The sequence below is a fragment of the Klebsiella sp. 10982 genome, from assembly GCF_048589245.1.
In the GTDB taxonomy this organism is placed as follows: domain Bacteria; phylum Pseudomonadota; class Gammaproteobacteria; order Enterobacterales; family Enterobacteriaceae; genus Klebsiella; species Klebsiella quasivariicola.
Genome location: NZ_JBMAXV010000065.1, coordinates 1 through 16,124, shown reverse-complemented (window position 1 = coordinate 16,124; position 16,124 = coordinate 1). Strand labels below are relative to the sequence as shown.

Genomic DNA, 16,124 nt, shown 5'->3' with positions numbered 1-16,124 from the left:
AGTTAAAAAACTTGGTATTAAGCTTGCTCCTGCAGGGAGTGTTATTTTTCCTAAAATTGGTGCAGCGGTTGCTACAAATAAGAAGCGTCTATTATCAGTACCATCCGCATATGATAACAATGTTATGGGACTAATTCCGGGAGAAGAAATTAGTCCTCGATTTCTTTTTTTCTGGATGCAAACAATCAATCTGAGTTCGCTAGCACACGATTCTGGAGCTGTTCCATCTATCCGTAAAAGCGAAATGGAAGTCCTGCCGATTCCCGTTCCCCCGCTTCAAATTCAAGCTGAAATCATCCGTGTTTTGGATACATTTACAGCACTTACAGCCGAGCTTACAGCCGAGCTTACAGCCCGTAAAAAACAATACAACTACTATCGCGACCAGTTGTTGGGTTTTGAGGAAGGAGACGTTGAGTGGAAAGCTTTGGGGGAGATTGGCGAGTTTATTCGAGGTAAGCGCTTTACTAAAGCTGATTATGTTGAAGATGGCATTGGTGCTATCCACTACGGTGAGATATACACTCGATACGGTGTCTTTACAACTCATGTAATTTCTCAGATCAGAAATGATATGGCCAAATCACTTCGTTATGCGGAACCAGGAGACGTAGTGATAACTGATGTCGGAGAAACCGTCGAGGATGTTGGTAAAGCCGTGGCCTGGCTTGGAGATGAAAAAGTGGCTATTCACGATCACTGTTATGCTTTCCGACATTCAATGAACCCGAAGTTTGTTTCCTATTGTATGCAAACGGCATCTTTCATTGCCGAGAAAGCAAAGTACGTGGCCAGAACCAAGGTCAATACATTATTGATCAATGGGTTTGCTAAAATCGCCATTCCTGTTCCGTATCCAAATGACCTTGAAAAATCGCTTGCAGAACAGGCCCGCATCGTTGCCATCCTGGACAAATTCGATACCCTAACCAATTCCATCAGCGAAGGCTTACCCCGCGAAATTGCATTGCGTCAAAAACAATATGAGTATTACCGCGATTTGCTGTTGAGCTTTCCCAAGCCTGAAGAGGTAGTGGCCTGATATGAGCAAGACGCTAGCAGAAATCGCCCAGCAGCTTAAAGAGGCCAATAAAAAAGTACAGCTGATCTATGCCTTTAATGGCACGGGGAAGACGCGCCTGTCGCGAGAATTTAAGAAACTGATCACGCCAAAAAACGATGAAATCGAAGGCGACGATGCAGCAAAACAACCAGAGATATCTCGCAACAAGATCCTGTATTACAACGCTTTTACCGAAGATTTGTTCTATTGGGACAACGATCTGGAGCAAGATGCCGATCCCAAGCTCAGAATCCAGCCCAATTCATTTACCGACTGGGTGTTGGAAGATCAAGGGCAAGATCGAAACATCATTACCAATTTTCAGCGTTACTCCAATGAGAAGCTAACACCAAAATTCAATGAAGAATATAAAGTCAAAGGCAAGGACGACAAAGAGATCACTGTAAAGGCTTTCTCAGAAGTGACTTTTTCCCTTGAGCGCGGTGATGATGAGCAATCCGGAAATCTGAAAATATCTAAGGGTGAGGAAAGCAATTTCATCTGGAGTATTTTCTATACGCTGATCGAGCTGGTGATTGACATTCTCAATGTTGCTGAACCCTCTGATCGTGAAACCAACGTTTTTGATCAGTTGGAATATGTATTTATTGATGACCCAGTAAGTTCACTGGATGAGAACCATTTGATTGAATTGGCCGTAGATTTGGCCCAACTGATCAAGTCAAACAATTCTGATGTTAAATTCATCATCACAACGCACAATCCGCTTTTTTATAACGTTCTGCATAATGAGCTCAACAGTGATGACGGTGGTTACAAGAAAAAATGGCTTGATAAGTATCGGATGGCCCGGCTTGAGGACGGCACATTTCAATTAGTCCAGCAATCCAATGATTCGCCATTCTCATATCATCTTTATTTGAAATCAGAACTCGAAAAAGCCATCGAGAGTGGTCAGTTGAGCAAGTATCACTTTAATTTTTTAAGAAACATTCTGGAAAAAACCTCCACGTTTCTTGGCTATAAGAAATGGGGCGATCTGTTGCCAAAAACTGATGACGGAACAACCAATCCGTATGAAGCCCGGATTATTAATATCTCCAGCCACTCGAAACATGCGGGCGAAGAAGTGGCCGATCTCACTGAAGACGACAAGCGTGTTTTGCGGTATCTGGTTAATGAAATCAATACGATGTATCGCTTTCAGCAGGCTGAAAACTAAAGAAAAAGATTTAGGGGTAAAGCATGTACGAATACAAGGCTGTTGCCGAATCAAATAGCTTTATCGTTCTCGATAGATACTCCAGGGCATGGCAGCTTAATGAAAGCTACCAGAGCGAAGGTGACCTGGAACGAGAGTTCATTCAGGATTTGCACAATCAGGGCTATGAGTATGAGCCTGGTTTAAATACGCCTGAGAAGCTGCTGGCCAACGTGCGCGAGCAGTTGCAGACCCTGAACAACATGCAGTTTGCTGACGGTGAGTGGATGCGGTTTGTGGAGACTTGGCTGGACAAGCCAAGCGATGGCATCGTCGATAAAACCCGCAAAATTCACACCGACTATATCCATGATTTTGTGTTTGACGATGGTCATATCCAGAACATCTACTTGGTAGACAAAAAAAACATTGCACGCAATAAGGTTCAGGTCATCAAGCAGTTTGAGCAACAGGGTAGTCATGTCAATCGTTATGATGTCACCATTCTGGTGAATGGCTTGCCGCTGGTGCAGGTGGAACTGAAAAAGCGCGGCGTGGCGATCCGCGAAGCCTTTAATCAGGTGCATCGCTACAGCAAAGAGAGTTTTAACAGTGAGCATTCTTTGTTCAAATATCTTCAACTATTTGTAATTTCCAACGGCACCGATAGCCGTTATTTTGCCAACACCACCCAGCGCAACAAGAACAGCTTCGACTTCACCATGAACTGGGCGAAAGCTGATAATAGCTTGTTGAAAGATCTCAAAGATTTTACCGCGACCTTTTTCCAGAAGAACACTTTGCTCAATGTACTGCTGCATTATTCAGTGTTTGATGTGAGCGATACGCTACTGGTGATGCGCCCTTATCAGATTGCCGCTACCGAGCGCATCTTGTGGAAAATCAACAGCGCCTATCAAGCCAAGAACTGGAGCAATACGGAAAGTGGCGGTTATATCTGGCACACCACTGGTTCCGGTAAAACCTTGACCAGCTTCAAGGCAGCGCGCTTAGCTACTGAACTGGAGTTCATTGACAAAGTTTTCTTCGTGGTGGATCGCAAAGATTTGGATTACCAGACAATGAAGGAGTACCAGCGTTTTTCGCCGGATAGTGTGAACGGCTCTGACAGCACCGCAGGACTCAAGCGCAATCTGGATAAAGATGACAATAAAATTATCGTCACCACCATCCAGAAGCTCAATAACCTGATGAAGAGTGAAAACGACCTGCCCATTTACAACAAACAGGTGGTGTTTATCTTTGATGAATGCCACCGGAGTCAGTTTGGTGAAGCCCAGAATAACTTAAAGAAAAAGTTTAAGAAGTTCTATCAGTTTGGCTTTACCGGCACACCGATTTTTCCGCAAAACGCACTGGGGGCCGACACCACGGCCAGCGTATTCGGCCGGGAGCTGCACTCTTATGTGATCACCGATGCGATACGAGATGAAAAGGTGCTCAAGTTCAAAGTGGACTACAACGATGTGCGCCCGCATTTCAAAGCCATTGAAAGCGAACAGGACGAGAAAAAGCTCAGCGCGGCGGAAAACAGGCAGGCCTTATTGCATCCCATCCGTATAAAAGAAATTTCGCAGTACATCCTGAATAACTTTCGGCAAAAAACGCATCGCCTGCATGCAGGAGCAAAAGGCTTTAATGCGATGTTTGCCGTGAGCAGCGTGGATGCCGCTAAACTGTATTACGAATCGCTCAAGGATTTGCAAAAAGACAGTAATAAGCCGCTAAAAATCGCCACCATATTCTCTTTTGTGGCCAATGAGGAACAGGATGCCGTAGGCGATATTCTGGATGAAAGTTTTGACGTATCGGCAATGAACAGCAGCGCCAAAGAGTTTTTAAGTGCCGCCATAGCTGACTACAACGCGCTATTCAAAACCAACTTCAGTGTGGAAAGCAAGGGTTTTCAAAACTATTACCGCGATCTGGCCAAGCAAGTTAAGGCTAAGGAGATCGACTTGCTGATTGTGGTCGGCATGTTCCTGACCGGGTTTGATGCGCCGACGCTGAACACCTTGTTTGTGGATAAAAATCTGCGCTACCACGGTTTAATGCAAGCCTATTCACGCACCAACCGTATTTTTGACGCCACCAAAACCTTCGGCAACATCGTTACCTTCCGTGACCTGGAGCAGGCGACAATTGACGCCATCACCTTATTTGGCGATAAAAACACCAAGAACGTGGTGCTCGAGAAAAGCTACAAGGAGTATATGGAAGGCTTTACCGACGTAGTAACCGGTGAGGCAAGGCGTGGCTTTGTGGATGTGGTGATGGAGCTGGAGCAACGCTTTCCCGATCCCTCTGCCATTGAGAAAGAGTCCGACAAAAAAGCCTTTGCGAAACTCTTTGGTGAGTATTTACGCGTTGAGAACGTGCTGCAGAACTACGACGAGTTTGCCAGCCTGAAGGCCTTGCAGAACATTAACACCAATGACCCTGAGGCGGTTGAGGAGTTCAAGGCCCTACATTATTTGAGCGATGAGGATCTGGCGACACTGCAAACGATTAAAATGCCGTCTGAACGGCAAATTCAGGACTACCGTTCAACTTATAACGATGTTCGCGACTGGCTGCGCCGAGAAAAATCTTCCGCTGAAAAAGAAAAATCGACTCTTGATTGGGATGACGTTGTCTTCGAGGTAGATTTACTGAAGTCGCAAGAAATTAATCTGGATTATATTCTCGAGCTGATTTTTGAACACAACCGTAAGAATAAAAGTAAAGCAGGCTTAATTGATGAAGTTCGTCGGTTAATACGTGCCAGCCTTGGGAGTCGGGCTAAAGAAAGCTTAGTTGTTGATTTCATTAATCAAACCAACCTGGACAAAATTAGTGACAAGGCCAGTATTATAGACGCTTTTTTTGCTTTTGCACAGGTAGAGCAACTGCGCGAAGCACAAGAGTTAATTGGATCAGAGAATCTGAATGAAGAGGCAGCTAAACGTTATATTAACACTTCTCTTAAACGAGAGTTTGCCAGCGACAATGGTACAGAACTCAATGCTGTTTTGCCCAAAATGAGCCCACTAAATCCCCAATACCTCACAAAAAAGCAAAGCGTTTTCCAAAAAATCGCAGCGTTTGTTGAAAAATTTAAGGGAGTGGGTGGGAAAATATAGATGCTTCAACTCATGATGCAAAGTTGTTAGTTGAACAGAATGGCAAGTTCTTTAAGGGACTTGCCATTCTTATATATTAGCTGTATTAGCTCAGACCTGAGCTGACAGTGGCTATTTATTCCATAGGGTTTTATGAATTTTCCCAGTCTGATGGTATTCCCCCACCAGTTCAATAAAATCTTTAAAATCCCGATTCTCTTCCACCAGACGGTTCACTGACTGCCAGTCCACGCTGGTACGTTCACGCGCTGGGATCAATGTCTGGCTATTAGATAAATCATGTGGATCCAGGAGGATCACTCCAATACCGTGCAGCGCACAGAGCATCTGAAGTTCACGCTCCACGCTACGCTGCTTATCTTCGTTAATTTCAGTCGCCACCAGATAGCCGAAATGCGCCCAACTGGAATTGCTGACTGCCTGGAAGAAACATTCACGCACATTGCTACGGTTTAGCTGTTTTTTCACCTCAAAAGACCATAGCCGTGTCAAACGCCCTACGCTATGTCGAACGCAGTTTTGAACCACATCATCCCACTCTTTATCAAGAGGCTCTAATGCGACAATATCAGGATAAAGCCAATGGTTGCCACCCAACCCTTTGTTGTTACTGGAACGCTTTTCGTCAATACGACGGCACAATAACCCCTCTTCCTGTGAAAGGTAATCAATCAGGAGCGGATACAACGAATGCTCGGTAAAGCTAACTGTTTCAACCGTTGGTTCGGGGGCTACATTAGGATCCGCCTGTTCAACCACAGATTCCCCCCAATAAAACAATCGTGGTCTTGGCTTATCACGCGTCATCACCTGCGGACACATAGCTTTCGCTTTAACTGTCCGACTGCCACCAACTTCAGCGGTAATTTGACTTAAAAAAGCCTCATCGCTAGCAAAACGTGGATTTTTACGTTTCTCAGCCAGTTCTGTACTGTAGTGATCGATGATTTTCTGCGCCAGTTGGCGGGCAGTGAACTGCTGGCCGGGATTCGCCTGTAACACGTTGATTATCATCTGGGGACGACTGGTCATATGCCTTCCTGCGTTTGTACGCACGGCCTTGTGTATCAGCTTTTAAGCGATGCGTGATTTACAATTCCTGTGAATGGGCCCAGTTTACCTTTCAGAGTTACAGACTTAAAGCATCGATTTCTCTCTCATCAACGTGACGAGCAACAATTGAATTTCACCGCTTTTGCGAGCATGATCGCAATAACATCAGCCTGTTACCTGGTTCATTCCTATGAGATCTCTCGAATCACTGCAATCGGCACGTCTCTGTGTGGCGTCAGGGTGACGTATGCGCGCCGCATAAGCCGTTGCTGCTGCTGGATGTGTTGTCGCAGTACAAAGCTGGCCACCCGCGCCTGTTTAACTACGGCCTTGAGATCCACGAACCGCTTACCCACCTGCTGAAAGAGTTTGGCCCCAAGCGACGCACTGACTATCCCAATATGCCTTTCTGACGGCTCAGAACTGACGGCTTCTGTGAAATCGCCAACGCCGAAGGTTGTAAACACCGTAAAGGCAACACCCAGCCGACAAAAAAAGAGCTGATTGATAACCAGGTAGCAGGCGGCTTTGATGAAGCGGCTTACCGGCAGCTGCTAGCGCCTTCGGAGATGATCGACTAACTGGCCCAGCAGATCCGGACCGATCGCTCCCCCGAAAGTATTCAGAGGATCCTCGCCAACAACGATTGCTTGGTACTTGTTTATTGCGAAAAAAACACCACCAAAAGAATTTAGTGAAATGCTTGTTCATTTATAAGATGATTGCCAATTATCTCTGATATAACAACAAACACAGCCACTACATACTACCTAATGCTTTAACCCAACCCCTAATAAAATTAATATTATCTGAAAATCATAGCCTAACTCTGGAACCTTTCTAAACCAACCACTACCATATCTAAAATAATTAAGGAACGATGGTATATCATGGCTCTACAGGGAAAATTGATATTAAATGGTGCTGATTATGCACCTTTCAATTTGTACGGTGTCGGTGTTTTTATGGCGCATTCAGGGCGAGGTGTATATCGCAATAAAGCTGCATGCAGCGCAGTAGTAAAAGATGGTCCGCTGCCCTTGGGAAAATACTGGATTGTTGACCGCAATGAAGGAAACTGGTTTTCTCAAAAGGGACGAGAAATTAAGGATACGGTCAATAAGATTATAGGTTATCGTGAATTTGGTAAAAGCGATTGGTTTGCATTATGGCGTGATGACCACGGAATCGACGATGAGACGTGGGTCGAAGGTGTGAAACGTGGTAACTTCCGTTTGCATCCGGGTACGGTTTCCGAGGGTTGTATTACTATCGCCCATAATTCTGATTTTTCCATGATCCGGAATGCGCTCATGAATACATCACTGGTTCAGGTTCCCTGCATGCGTTCCCTTATGGCTCGTGGTTGGGTGGAGGTTGTTGCCAGTGGCTCTAACATCTCTTGCCCGTAAAATAAGTAAGATTATTTATTTTATATTGCTGTTTTTGGTTCTGGGACGTGCACTTCCAAGGCCGGAAATCTATCTCGATTATGATATCGCAAGGGATGTTTGCCACTTCTTATTCGGGAGTGTGAATGCCGATACGATGTATGACACTTTCTTTTATATATCGCTGATAATAGTGATATTCCTTTCAACTGTACTTTACATTATGACATTGCAGTTCATTTCAACGATAAGGAGCAAATGAGATGCCAATTCCTCCGTATATGTGGCTTAAAGACGATGGTGGCGCAGATATTAAAGGGTCTGTTGATGTTCAGGATCGAGAGGGAAGTATCGAAATCATCGGATTGAGTCATGGTGTTAATCTGCCTGTGGACAGTGCTAATGGGAAAGTTACGGGCACGCGTCAGCATTCGTCAATGATGATTGAAAAAGAAGTGGATAGTTCGACCCCATACCTTTACAAGGCCGCCGCAACGGGGCAGGCGCTACAAAGTGCAGAAATCAAGTTTTACCATATCAACCACGCAGGGCAGGAAGTGGCCTATTATTCTGTACTTATGGAGCAGGTCAGAATAACCGGGGTTAACTGTGGTGTACCTAATTGCAAACTTTCCTCGAATGACAAAATTAACCATGTTGAAAGCGTTAGCCTGCAATATGAGAAAATCACCTGGAGGATCCACGACGGGAATATTCAGTTCAGTGATGCATGGAACGAGCGTCCTTCAGCCTAATTCTGCGGGGCGTTTGATCCCCTTTATGTTTCCCCGGCGTGTTTGATGCCTGTTTAGAAGGTTGACAACAGGCTGAGGGATGCAAAGCTAAGCAAACACTAATCCCGCTCATTGCCACACACCATCCCCCCTCACCCCCTGAACACCTCCCGCCGGTGTCACGCCACAAACCCTTCCTGCGGATAGCATGCTTTCCCCTGCGGTAAGGTAATCGGCTTACCATCAAAATCCCAGAACAGCCTGCCAACGATGCCCCCGCCGTTCACCGCTGGCGAAACCTGGATGCGCATATCCTCATCCAGACCAATAGATCCTTTATCAAAGGCCTTATGGTGAATCGCGCAGAGCGCCAGGCCGTTAGGGATTTCGCATGGGCCGCCGTGCTGTTTCCATTTGATATGGGCCGCTTCCAGGGCGACGGAGGTATTATCATGGCGCATATTGAAGCCGCAGATCGCGCACTCATAGTTATAGGCGCGCAGCACCTGCTGGCGAAAATGCGGGTCGCGCTCTTTACGGATCTGCAGCAGATCAAACCCCATCTCTTCAGCCAGCTCTTCCTGAATACTCTCCGGGAAATGCGCCTCGAGGATCTGATGGGCGAGGGTATTGATCAGCCTCTTATTTCTGTTGAGTAGCGCAAAATGCGGCTCATCAAAGCCGCCGGCGACGTGACAGAGCTCCAGCTCTTTGCCGGGCGGCTGTCGGCTGCCCTGGGTTGAACACTGGTCGCTGTTGTGCAGTTCCCAGAAGCCGTCGCCTTTCAGGCGCCAGAAGGGCATATCCGGCCGGTACTGGCGGCGCTGCGGGCCAAAGCGTTCCAGCAGGCTATGCAGCTCATCGCGTATCTCTGAGGCGTAGTCGAACATCCGCGCATGGCCGCGCTGGTACTGTGAGAGGACGTACAGCAGCAACAGTGGCTTATGCGGCGCACGCTGTTCGCCTTTGCGCCAGATAGTGATGTTCTCGATCGCGTGTTGCAGGGTCGTGCTGGAGGGCATAGCGTTACAGTGGCAGCTAAATAAATGCGATGATGCTCGCAAAATCCTTGCCGATCAACCCACCAGATGCAGCGATTCCGGGTGGATCGCTTTTTAAGTATTACGACGGATCTTGCTGTGGGAGTGGAGACCGCGTTCGCCGCCTGCGACGCAAGCCTGAAAAAATCGGGAGGACATAACCTTTGCGTTCCCGCATTCCACAAAACCCACGCTACCTTACCGGTAGCGTGGGCTCACACTCCCTACTTATCCCGCGTCTCGCCAGCCTCCCAGCTATAACTGCCATCGGCCGCTAACCTATCGCCCAGCTCCTGATACTTGAACTGATAAAACTCAGCCTGGGTACCGTACCCGGCGTAGTCTACCGCCGCCAGGCCGACGAACGCCCCGGTAAAGAACCCGCCGTAGCTCTGCAATACATAGTCATCGGACAGCACTGCGGCATCCAGTTGGACCGGGATCTCGGTGAAGGTCACGCCATCGAAGCTGTATTCATAGCTGTAGGTCTGCTTGCGGACTTTGGTCCGGAACCAGACGTATTCCACGCCGTCCGGCACCTTGATGGCGTTATCTTTCAGGTAGGACGTGTATTTCCCGCGATTATTTTCGCCGACTTCGATGACCTTGCCGTTAATTTCATTCCAGGTCAGGAAGACAAAGCTCCAGTGGCGGTCGTTATAGTAATTCGTTAACCCGGCCATCTGCTGGTAGCTGAAGGGCTCGAATTTCACCTTCACCGTGGCGTTAAAATAGAAGGCCTGCCAGCGGCGGGCAATCAGCGACAGGTCATGCGTATTGGCTAACGACCCCTGGCCAATTAAGGTTAATTTGCCGTTGCCGGTGGTGCCCATTTTGGCCGTAAACGGCACCCGCAGGGTATTCCAGTTCGGGTCGAGGGCGGGCGACGTAAAGTCATCCTGCTGGCTGTTATCGCTGGCGCTTTCGGTGAAGATGGCGTCTTTCGGCCCTTCGACGAAGGTCTTCCCGCCGTGACCGCCTTCAATACGCGGCCAGCCTTCGTCGTCCCAGTACACTTTCTGGATCGAGGTTTCCCGACCGAGGGTTGACCAGCCGCGCGGGTCGTAGATGGATTCCCCCGGGCGATTCCACGGCCGGGCGCAGAGCGAGGCGTAATACCATTCGCCTTCCGGGGTGGAGACCAGCGCGCCATGGCCCTGTTTCTGGATGTAGCTGTCCGGGGTATCGACGTTGGTTAAGAACACGTCGCCCGGCTCGGTTTCAAAGCTGTCGGCCTCGAGGGTTTTCGACCGCGCCACCACCTCCTGGTGGGTAAACACGGTGCCGCCCTGGGCGGCAAACAGATAGTAGTAGCCGTTCAGTTTATAGAGGTGCGGCCCCTCGACCAGCGCCACGGCGGTGCCGCGGTAGATGGTGCGCGCGGTTTCCGGCATTAACTTCAGCGTTTTGGTATCCAGCTCCGTTAAGGTAATGCCATCGAAGGGGTGATGGTACTCCCGGTGATCCCAGGTTTGCTGGACGATATATTTCCGGCCATCGTCGTCATGGAACAGCGAGGCGTCGAACCCGACGCCGTTCAGCTTGATCGGGTCGCTCCACGGGCCCCGAATATCCTTCGCGGTGGTCAGGTAGTTGGTCATGTCTTTAAAGGCGCCTTCGGTGACCTTCACATCGGTATACACCAACCAGAATTGCCCATCGGCCCAGGAGAGCGCCGGCGCCCAAATGCCGCCGGAGGAGGGGTTGCCCTTCATGTCCAGCAGGGTGGTGGTGGAGAGCGGCGAAGGCAGCAGGTTCCAGTTTTTCAGGTCCTTCGACTCATGTAAACGCACGCCCGGGAACCACTCAAACGTCGAGTTGGCAATATAGTACGTATCCTCGACGCGAATAATACTGGGGTCGGCATTAAAGCCGCGTAATATCGGGTTTTGAATAAGTGACATTTCATTACACCTTTTAAAATGGAAAGTTAAGGATCGGTCTGATTTATAATTTTTTTAACTACACGCGGATCTCATCCAGCTGACGGTTGATGTCGGTAACATGTTTATCGGAGATGGGATAAACCTGAATAATCACCATCGAAATAGCGGCCAGCGCGATTGGGATCCACACGGCGGTCATAATGATCCCATCGATAGCGCTGGCGCTCTGCACGGCGCCGCTTTCATTAAATCCATACACCGCCAGCAGCCACAGCGGGATCGCGCCGCCGATGCTGAAGCCGATCTTGAAGAAGAGTCCCATAATGGCATTGATAATGGCGGCATTGCGTTTGCCTGATTTTAATTCGCCGTACGCGATGACTTCCGGTACCAGCGCCCACATAAAGCCGGTGGCAGAGGTTAAGCCCCATTGTTTAATAAAGGTGGCGATGTAGGCCAGCCACAGGGCGTCGTGCATCCCTTCGCGTGACCAGACGTAGGTCAGCAGTTCGCCGACGATGAACATGGCGAGGAACAGATGGAAGAAGCCTTTTTTACCAAAGATTTTTTTCAGTTTCGGCCAGAACACCGGGAAGGCGATGCCGGGAATAGACGCGACGAGACCCACGGCGCCCATCCATTCGGAATGGCCGACGACGAACTGGTTGAAGAAACCGTTAACGGTGTTCATAAAGAACATGAAGGTAAAGGCCAGCATGAAGAACATGCCGAGGATCACCAGCGGGCGGTTATGTCTGAGCTCGTGGAAAAGGTCAGTAGTTTTGACGTTGGCGGTCTGCTCGGCGGTCGCGACAACGCGTTCTTTGGTGAATTTATAACAGATAAACAGGGCCACCGCGCCGATGATCATATAGATGGCGTACACGCCAAACCAGGCGTAGTTCGCCGACGGATCGGTATAGTTGCCCAGATTCAGCTTAAGGCCGAAAAAGCCGGTGTCCTTCAGGCTGCGATCTTTCGGCGCCGCCATCTGCACAAACATCGGGAACAGGGTATAGACCAGCAGGTTGGCGCTGTTGGCCAGCATCATGCGGGTACTGGTCAGCTTATCGATCGATTCCGGGTCGCGGGTCAGCGACGCATTCAGCGAGCCATAGGGAATATTGACTAAGGAATAAACCAGGTCCAGCGCCAGATAAATAATAAAGGCGAAAGCCACCGAACCTTTCACTCCGGGGATGGGCGCGAACAGTAATGCCGACAGGATCACCAGCGGCACGCCGGCTCGTAACAGCCAGGGGCGATATTTTCCTGCTTTCGAGGTTCGTTTATCCACGTAGGTTCCGACCATCGGATCCCAAAACACATTAATGATGCGGACAAAAAGAAAAATAAAGCCTGCCGTTGCCGTGCTGATGGTATTTACCGTCAGCATATGCAAAGCCAGAAAACCCCCAATGGTGCCGAAAACCAGGTTTTGCGCAAAGTCGCCCATGCCATAACCAATTCGTTCTCCGCGGGTTAATTTATGATATTCATCATGCCGACTGTGCATTATGTTTTTACTCATTCTAAGCAGACTCCGGTTTGTTTTGTGTAGGTGAAACACTTTCTGACACAGTTGACCAGGAAGAATCTATTACGTTTTTAAATTACGTAATTATGTTTTTTTACTTCTGTGATCCTCGAAGCAAAGGCCTGTATCACCTGCGTTTAACCGTTTTCCGCCGCTAATTTTCTGGCAGGCAGACAATGTGACAAAACCGGCATTTTAATTTGGTATGGATACCTGAATTCCCCAGGAAGTGTATTCTATACGCGCGCGAAGCGAGATATTTAAAATAGTTTTATTTGCGAGATGGCTCACATTTGAGCATTTTCTCAATCGCCGAGTGAAATAACGTAATTGAGCAACCGACGATGAGAATACACGATGTGTCACAGTTGTTAATTTTCCTGTTTCTCAATTTCGGAGTTCATCATGCAAACCTATTTCGACCAGGTTGATCGCGTTCGCTTTGCCGGACCCAAAACCGATAATCCGCTGGCGTTTCGCCACTATAATCCGGATGAAATCGTGTTGGGAAAACGCATGGCAGATCATCTGCGTTTTGCCGCCTGTTATTGGCATAATTTCTGCTGGAATGGCGCGGATATGTTTGGCGCCGGTTCGTTTGAGCGTCCCTGGCAGGCCGCGGGCGATGCGCTGGAAATGGCCAAACGCAAAGCGGACGTGGCGTTTGAATTTTTCTACAAGCTCAACGTGCCGTATTACTGCTTCCATGATGTCGACGTCTCGCCAGAAGGCGCGTCGCTGAAAGAGTATTTGCATAATTTCGCCATCATGGCCGAGGTGCTGGCGGAGAAACAGCAGCAAACCGGCGTGAAACTGCTGTGGGGCACCGCCAACTGCTTTACCCACCCGCGTTACGGCGCCGGGGCGGCGACCAACCCCGATCCGGAGGTGTTTGCCTGGGCGGCCACGCAGGTGGTAACTGCCATGAACGCTACCCACCAGCTCGGCGGTGAAAACTATGTGCTGTGGGGTGGCCGCGAAGGTTATGAGTCCCTGCTGAATACCGACCTGCGCCAGGAGCGTGAGCAGATTGGCCGCTTCCTGCAGATGGTGGTGGAGCACAAGCATAAGATTGGCTTTGGCGGCGCGCTGCTTATCGAACCGAAACCGCAGGAACCCACCAAGCATCAGTACGATTACGATGTCGCGACGGTGTATGGTTTCCTGAAGCAGTTTGGTCTGGAAAATGAGATCAAGGTGAACATTGAAGCTAACCACGCCACCCTGGCGGGGCACTCTTTCCATCATGAAATCGCCAGCGCCATCGCGCTGGGGATCTTCGGCTCCGTTGATGCCAACCGCGGCGATGCGCAGCTCGGCTGGGATACCGATCAGTTCCCGAACAGCGTGGAAGAAAATACCCTGGTGATGTATGAGATCCTCAAAGCCGGGGGATTCACCACCGGCGGCCTGAACTTTGACGCCAAAGTCCGTCGGCAGAGCACCGACAAATACGACATGTTCTATGGCCATATTGGCGCCATGGACGTAATGGCGCTGTCCCTCAAGCTGGCCGCGCGCATGATTGAGGATGGCAAGCTCAAGCAGGGGCTGGCAAAACGCTATGCCGGCTGGCAGGGCGAGCTGGGGCAGAAAATTATGAGCGGGCAGATGTCGCTGGATAATATTGCCCGATACGCTGAGCAGCATAATCTGAATCCGCAGCCTCACAGCGGGCGGCAGGAATTACTCGAGAATCTCGTCAATACCTATATCTTTGGTTAAATTTTGCTGACATGCCCCTGCGGGGGCATGTATTACGCCGTCTGTCCGCTGCCGGAAAATAGCGTTTATTTGTTCGTGCTGTTTTTTTTGTCAGTGGCGAAAGACCACCTGTTTAATATCAGTGAAGGAGGGAAAGTAGCGATAATTGTGTAATGCCTCTGTGACCGTACAAAATAAAAATAACTTGTTCTGATGATAGCGACATATTCTGTCAGCTCAGAATAGGCTGGTTATTGTCTGAATAAAATTAACCTATATTGAGAAACTCATGACAATGATAAAAAAGCTTCCATTAACTATGGCGGTTATCGCCGCGTTTTTTCCGCTTACCTCTGTAATGGCCCAAGAATTTACGCAGGAACAGATCGACGCCATCGTCGCCAAAGCCGTTGATAAAGCGCTGGCCGACCGCCAGGCGAAAATTGACGCCGCGGCCGACAAAAAGGTCGACGTGATCACCAACCCGCAGACCACCGCCGCCTCGCCGGATATGGCCATTCCGTTCGGCCTCAAGTTCAGCGGCTACGCCCGCTATGGCGCCCACTTCCAGACCGGCGACCAGAAATATGTCGGCGTCGACGGCTCTTACAACGGCGCCTCGGCGATCGGCCGTCTGGGCAACGAAAGCAACGGCGGCGAATTCCAGATCAGCAAGGCCTTCAAAAGCGCGCAGGGGGCTATCTGGGATCTCAACGTGATGTTCGACCACTGGAGCGATGAAGTTAACCTGAAGAAAGCCTACGTCGGCGTCACCAACGTGCTGGAATCCAACCCCAACGCCTATCTCTGGGCCGGGCGCGACTTCCACCAGCGTCCGCAACAGGGGATCAACGACTATTTCTGGATGAACCACGACGGCCAGGGCGCCGGGGTGAAGAACTTTGATATTGGCGGCGTGCAGTTCGACGTGGTGGCGGTGTCGCAGGTGAAATCCTGTAGCCCGGAAGTGATGGCCGACGAGACTAACCCGTCGCGCATCACCTGTACCGGCAGCTCCGACACTGGCGACAACGGCCACTACGCGCTGACCACTAAAACCCACAACATCAAGGCCGGGCCGATCGACGTCGAGGTGTACGCCAACTACGGCTTTGACTCGAAGGCGGTGGACAGCGACGCGCGTCTCGAAGCCTGGCAGGGCGGCCTGGTGCTGAGCCACACCAACGACAGCGGAGTGAACAAGGTGATCCTGCGCTACTCCGACAACTCGGATAACAGCGTCTACAACAAAACCGACGACCTGACCACGGTCTACGCCAGCTTCGAGGGCAGCCATAAGTTCACCCAGCAGGCGCAGATCGAATACCTGCTGGCCTTCCATGACTACGACAACGGCAAGGACAACACCGACAACCGTAAAAACTACGGCGCCATCGTCCGGCCGATGTAC

Annotated in this window: 12 protein-coding genes and 1 pseudogene; 9 read left to right on the top strand and 4 right to left on the bottom strand. The window is 49.6% G+C overall.

Annotated features, from left to right (window positions below; all coding sequences use genetic code 11):
* The 3 genes from ACKLKD_RS26255 to ACKLKD_RS26245 all read left to right on the top strand — a co-directional run.
* Window positions 1–1,042: restriction endonuclease subunit S (locus tag ACKLKD_RS26255; protein ID WP_420061995.1), on the top strand; the 1,042-nt coding region annotated here is incomplete at its 5' end.
* 1 nt (window position 1,043) lies between these two features.
* The gene (locus ACKLKD_RS26250; RefSeq protein ID WP_080924963.1) at window positions 1,044–2,246 is read left to right on the top strand and encodes an AAA family ATPase; all 1,203 of its coding nucleotides are present in this window, start codon (window positions 1,044–1,046) and stop codon (window positions 2,244–2,246) included.
* 23 nt (window positions 2,247–2,269) lie between these two features.
* Entirely contained in the window at window positions 2,270–5,368 is a 3,099-nt protein-coding gene (locus ACKLKD_RS26245; protein ID WP_087806324.1) for an HsdR family type I site-specific deoxyribonuclease, read from the top strand.
* Between the two features lie 111 nt (window positions 5,369–5,479).
* Here the strand turns inward: ACKLKD_RS26245 and ACKLKD_RS26240 are convergent, their stop codons facing one another.
* Window positions 5,480–6,400, bottom strand: coding sequence for a COG2958 family protein (locus ACKLKD_RS26240; RefSeq protein WP_080924961.1), 921 nt, complete (start codon window positions 6,398–6,400; stop codon window positions 5,480–5,482).
* A 248-nt stretch (window positions 6,401–6,648) separates the two neighbouring features.
* Between ACKLKD_RS26240 and ACKLKD_RS26235 the strand changes: the two are divergent.
* The 4 genes and pseudogenes from ACKLKD_RS26235 to ACKLKD_RS26220 form a co-directional block, all read left to right on the top strand.
* Window positions 6,649–7,062: pseudogene (locus tag ACKLKD_RS26235) on the top strand (restriction endonuclease); the annotation flags it as partial.
* 249 nt (window positions 7,063–7,311) lie between these two features.
* On the top strand, window positions 7,312–7,833 hold the full coding sequence (locus ACKLKD_RS26230; protein WP_080924960.1) for a DUF2778 domain-containing protein: 522 nt from the start codon (window positions 7,312–7,314) through the stop codon (window positions 7,831–7,833).
* Window positions 7,808–8,074, top strand: a complete 267-nt coding sequence (locus ACKLKD_RS26225) for a hypothetical protein (RefSeq protein WP_080924959.1) — start codon at window positions 7,808–7,810, stop codon at window positions 8,072–8,074. The genes ACKLKD_RS26230 and ACKLKD_RS26225 overlap by 26 nt, the downstream gene beginning before the upstream one ends.
* Before the next feature lies 1 nt (window position 8,075).
* Window positions 8,076–8,567 carry an Hcp family type VI secretion system effector gene (locus ACKLKD_RS26220; protein WP_080924958.1) on the top strand — a complete coding sequence of 164 codons (492 nt, stop codon included), beginning with the start codon at window positions 8,076–8,078 and terminating at the stop codon, window positions 8,565–8,567.
* Between the two features lie 158 nt (window positions 8,568–8,725).
* Here the strand turns inward: ACKLKD_RS26220 and ACKLKD_RS26215 are convergent, their stop codons facing one another.
* The 3 genes from ACKLKD_RS26215 to ACKLKD_RS26205 form a co-directional block, all read right to left on the bottom strand.
* A complete protein-coding gene (locus tag ACKLKD_RS26215; RefSeq protein WP_042929996.1) occupies window positions 8,726–9,568 on the bottom strand; it encodes a phosphorothioated DNA-binding restriction endonuclease in 843 nt (280 codons plus the stop codon).
* Between the two features lie 242 nt (window positions 9,569–9,810).
* The gene (locus ACKLKD_RS26210) at window positions 9,811–11,490 is read right to left on the bottom strand and encodes a glycoside hydrolase family 43 protein (protein WP_025714698.1); all 1,680 of its coding nucleotides are present in this window, start codon (window positions 11,488–11,490) and stop codon (window positions 9,811–9,813) included.
* A gap of 58 nt (window positions 11,491–11,548) precedes the next feature.
* Complete coding sequence (locus ACKLKD_RS26205) at window positions 11,549–12,988, bottom strand: MFS transporter (RefSeq protein ID WP_165931890.1); 1,440 nt, start codon at window positions 12,986–12,988, stop codon at window positions 11,549–11,551.
* A 426-nt stretch (window positions 12,989–13,414) separates the two neighbouring features.
* Here ACKLKD_RS26205 and xylA point away from each other — a divergent pair, with 426 nt between their 5' ends.
* Together xylA and ACKLKD_RS26195 are read left to right on the top strand one after the other, a co-directional pair.
* Window positions 13,415–14,734, top strand: coding sequence for a xylose isomerase (xylA, locus tag ACKLKD_RS26200; RefSeq protein ID WP_080924955.1), 1,320 nt, complete (start codon window positions 13,415–13,417; stop codon window positions 14,732–14,734).
* A gap of 268 nt (window positions 14,735–15,002) precedes the next feature.
* The coding region (locus ACKLKD_RS26195; RefSeq protein WP_420061994.1) for a carbohydrate porin at window positions 15,003–16,124 on the top strand (1,122 nt) is incomplete at its 3' end.

What these genes read in the sequence shown, in the direction of transcription:
- ACKLKD_RS26250 (WP_080924963.1), top strand. Translation starts at nt 1,044, where the DNA reads ATGAGCAAGACGCTAGCAGAAATCGCCCAGCAGCTTAAAGAGGCCAAT.
- ACKLKD_RS26245 (WP_087806324.1), top strand. Translation starts at nt 2,270, where the DNA reads ATGTACGAATACAAGGCTGTTGCCGAATCAAATAGCTTTATCGTTCTC.
- ACKLKD_RS26240 (WP_080924961.1), bottom strand. Translation starts at nt 6,400, where the DNA reads ATGACCAGTCGTCCCCAGATGATAATCAACGTGTTACAGGCGAATCCC.
- ACKLKD_RS26230 (WP_080924960.1), top strand. Translation starts at nt 7,312, where the DNA reads ATGGCTCTACAGGGAAAATTGATATTAAATGGTGCTGATTATGCACCT.
- ACKLKD_RS26220 (WP_080924958.1), top strand. Translation starts at nt 8,076, where the DNA reads ATGCCAATTCCTCCGTATATGTGGCTTAAAGACGATGGTGGCGCAGAT.
- ACKLKD_RS26215 (WP_042929996.1), bottom strand. Translation starts at nt 9,568, where the DNA reads ATGCCCTCCAGCACGACCCTGCAACACGCGATCGAGAACATCACTATC.
- ACKLKD_RS26210 (WP_025714698.1), bottom strand. Translation starts at nt 11,490, where the DNA reads ATGTCACTTATTCAAAACCCGATATTACGCGGCTTTAATGCCGACCCC.
- ACKLKD_RS26205 (WP_165931890.1), bottom strand. Translation starts at nt 12,988, where the DNA reads ATGCACAGTCGGCATGATGAATATCATAAATTAACCCGCGGAGAACGA.
- xylA (WP_080924955.1), top strand. Translation starts at nt 13,415, where the DNA reads ATGCAAACCTATTTCGACCAGGTTGATCGCGTTCGCTTTGCCGGACCC.